This is a genomic window from Cellulomonas sp. PS-H5 (assembly GCF_019265565.1).
Lineage (GTDB): Bacteria > Actinomycetota > Actinomycetes > Actinomycetales > Cellulomonadaceae > Cellulomonas.
In genome coordinates, this window is record NZ_JAHVCI010000123.1 from 1 (window position 1) to 3073 (window position 3073).

The 3073-nt window shown below is 77.5% G+C and carries 3 protein-coding genes and 1 pseudogene; all 4 read right to left on the reverse strand.

Annotated elements, in window-relative coordinates:
• Positions 1-259: 259 nt before the first annotated feature.
• Positions 260-1057 carry a hypothetical protein gene (locus J5O08_RS20480; RefSeq protein ID WP_255589983.1) on the reverse strand — a complete coding sequence of 266 codons (798 nt, stop codon included), beginning with the start codon at positions 1055-1057 and terminating at the stop codon, positions 260-262.
• 6 nt (positions 1058-1063) lie between these two features.
• Positions 1064-1207: pseudogene (locus J5O08_RS21905) on the reverse strand (type IV toxin-antitoxin system AbiEi family antitoxin domain-containing protein); the annotation flags it as partial.
• Positions 1208-1424: 217 nt separating this feature from the next.
• Positions 1425-2339 carry a hypothetical protein gene (locus J5O08_RS21305; RefSeq protein WP_255589982.1) on the reverse strand — a complete coding sequence of 305 codons (915 nt, stop codon included), beginning with the start codon at positions 2337-2339 and terminating at the stop codon, positions 1425-1427.
• Positions 2339-3073 (reverse strand): LiaF domain-containing protein (locus tag J5O08_RS20490; RefSeq protein WP_218708756.1); only part of this gene is annotated, 735 nt, incomplete at its 5' end. The genes J5O08_RS20490 and J5O08_RS21305, both read right to left, overlap by 1 nt.

Consider the following 3073-nt stretch of genomic DNA (forward strand, 5'->3'; position numbering starts at 1 on the left):
GGGGGTCCCGGCCCTCGGCCGTCCTCGGGCGCGCGCCCGCCGCGCGCCCGGCGCGCGCCGCGCGGCACCTGCCGCCGAGCGAGTAGTCGACACGTCGAGCGAGTAGTCGCTGACTACCCGCTCGACGTGTCGGGTGCCCGCTCGGCGCGTGACGCAAGCGCGCGGCGTGACCGTGCGGTGGGGCCGGCATGGCGCCGGCCGGGCTGAGGTGGCGCCGGCGGGTCGGCGCGGCCGAGCGCGGTGCCGCGCCGGCCGTGCGTCAGGGGGCGGGGCGGACCCCGGCGGTCGCGAGCACGCGCGCCAGGCGGCCAGGGTCGAGGGCGTCGCGCCACGTCCAACGGACGACCCGCAGGCCCGTGGCGCGGATCCGGTCCTCCCGGCGTTTCTCCGCCCACACCCTGTCCTCGACGGCGGCGCTGTCACCGACCCCGTCCACGCGGTACTTCAGCCGGCCGTCGAACTCGCCGACGACTCCGAGCTCCTCCCAGAGGAAGTCGACGCGACCGACGAGCCCGCTGCTGTCGCGCACCTCGCGCTGCAGCGCAGCCCGCGGCAGGTCGAGCTCGATCATCCGTGCACGACTCAGCGACTCCCCGGGCGACTCGGCACCGGCGTCCGCCTCGGCCAGCACCCGGCGGGCCGCGCGGACCCCGCGCCCGCTCCCCGCGGCGGCGAGCTCCCGGGCAAGGTCGTCCAGGTCGACCCGGTGCCGGTGCAGAGCGTCGTCGGCCAGTGCGAGCCCGCGCGCGAAGGACCCTGTCCGGGACAGGTCGACGACGGTGCGGGCGAGCGACGTGACGGTCACGCCGTCGACGGCGCGCACATCCGGGAGGGTGGTCACTCGGTGTCGCCGCACGCCGCGGGTCGAAGGAGTGCCCCGCGCGTCCAGGATCAGGACCTGCACGTCCGACGGCCATCCCTCGAGCAGAGGGAGCCGCCAGATCGCGGCGGCCGACTCGTACCCGAACACGGGTGCTGCGAGGCTGCGGGCCGCGGCGCGGACGAGGAGGCGGTGACGCTCGGCCCGGTCGGCGGACTCCCAGGTCGTGGTGGGCACGTATGCGCCGTGCCGGACGCGCACGAACGCACCTGCTCGCACGGCGCGGCGGAGGTCCTCCCCTGCCAGTCCGCTCGCGCGCACGTCGTCGGCGGTGACGGGGGCGAGGGCAGCTGCGCGCGGTTCTGCGAGTGCCCTGGCGCTGCCCATGCCTCCACCCTGCCGGACGGCACCTGCGGCGCGGCGGTCGTCCACAGGCCGATCTCGCGCCCCGGTCTCGGAGGCTCAGCGCGCCCCGGAACCACCCGACGCCGAGCGAGCAGTCGACGCGTCGAGCGAGTACTCGCGGAGTACTCGCTCGACGCGTCGACTGCTCGGTGGGCGGTGCGCCGGCGTCGCGGGCGGTGCGCCGGCTGCGACGCCGGGGTCAGCGGGCGGCGCGCTGCTCGCGGCGCTTGCGGCGGCCCGCGGTCAGGAGCGAGCCGACCAGGAGGGCGACGCCCGCCGCGGCCAGCAGCACGATGAGCGCGAGCTGCAGGTCGATGCTGACGCCCGCCGCGACGGCGAGCACCAGGATGCCGACCGCCGCGACGATCAGGCCCCACACCACGGTGCCTGCCCGCGGGCCGCGGTCCTCGGGCTCCGGCACGGGGGCCGGGGCCGGCGTCGCCGGGGTGCCGTACGCGGGGGCGCCGTATGCCGCGCCCCCGCCCGCGGGTGCGCCGTACGCCGGCGTGCCCGGGGAGCCGTACGGGGACGGGCCGGTCGACGGGCCGGTGGCCGGGGCTGCCGCCCAGGACGACTGCCGCACCGGTGGCGCGGGCGCCAGCGGTGCACCGGTCGCGGTCGGTTCGTCGTCGGCCGGGGCGGTCCCTGCGACGGTGTCGAGGCGCGCGGTCTCGCCCACGGCGTCGATCCGCTGCGTCGCGTCGTGGGTCGCGACGCCCGCCGTGTCGTCGGTCCGACGGCCGGCGTCGTGCGTCTCGATGACCGCCGTGTCGCCCGCCGCGTCGATCCGCTGGGTGGCGTCGTGCGTCTCGATGACCGCCGTGTCGCCGGCCGCGTCGATCCGCTGGGTGGCGTCGTGCGTCTCGATCACCGCGGTGTCGTCCGCCGCGTCGGTCCGACGCCCGGCGTCCTGCGTGTCGATCACCGCGGTGTCGCCGACGGCGTCGATCTGCTGGGTGGCGTCGTCCGCGTCCTCGGCGGCCGCAGCCGCGTCGACCCGGTCGATCTGCTCGGTGGCGTCGTCGGGTGCCTCCGCGTCGGTGCGCGCGATGCGCTCGGTGACGGGCTCGTCCGCGCCGTCGGGACGTGGGGCCTCGGGGCCGGTGCTGGTCATCAGTCCTCCTCGATGGTGATGCTGCCGACGCCGACCTCGACCGTGAGCTCGATCTCGGCGCCCTCGCGGCCCGACATGGCCTCGCTGGTGAAGGTGCGGTCGTGGCCGACGCCGTCGCTGCGCTCGTTCTTGCCGTCGACCTTCCAGGTGACGTTGCCCGCGCCGGAACTGACGTCCGCGACGACCGCGGCGCCCTCGGGGACGATGACCGTCACGTCGCCGAGACCGCCGCTGATCGGCACGGTCAGGGTGTCGTCGGTGAGCGGGACCCCGGTGAGGTCGACCGTGGCGTCGCCGACGCCGAACGAGTAGCCGCGCTCGGCCACGGCCCGGGAGGTCACGGCGGTGTCGATGCTCTGCACCGGCCCGCTGCCGTTGTCCCAGCGGTCCCAGTCGCCCCAGCGGGCGTCGTCCGCGACGGCCGCGGGGCCGGCGACGACGATGCCGACGATCGCCAGCGCGGTCAGGCCGCCCGCGGTGCGACCGCGGAGCCCGGAGACGATGATCGCCAGGCCGACGAGGGCCAGGCCACCGCCGACGACCACGGCCGCGATCGGGCCGTCGTAGACCCCCGTGCGCTCGGCGGCGAGCAGACCGGCCAGGCCGATGAGGATGAGCGCGACGACCACGCCGGTGACGGCGGCGCCGGGGCCACGGCGCGGGGGTCGCGGCGGGCGCGGAGGCGTGGGCGGCGCCGGGGGCGGCGGCGTCCAGCCGCGGCTCGGGGGGGCGGG

Bases quoted from the DNA above. Each gene is read 5' to 3' on its own strand.
- J5O08_RS21305 (WP_255589982.1), bottom strand. From the start codon at position 2,339: ATGACCAGCACCGGCCCCGAGGCCCCACGTCCCGACGGCGCGGACGAG.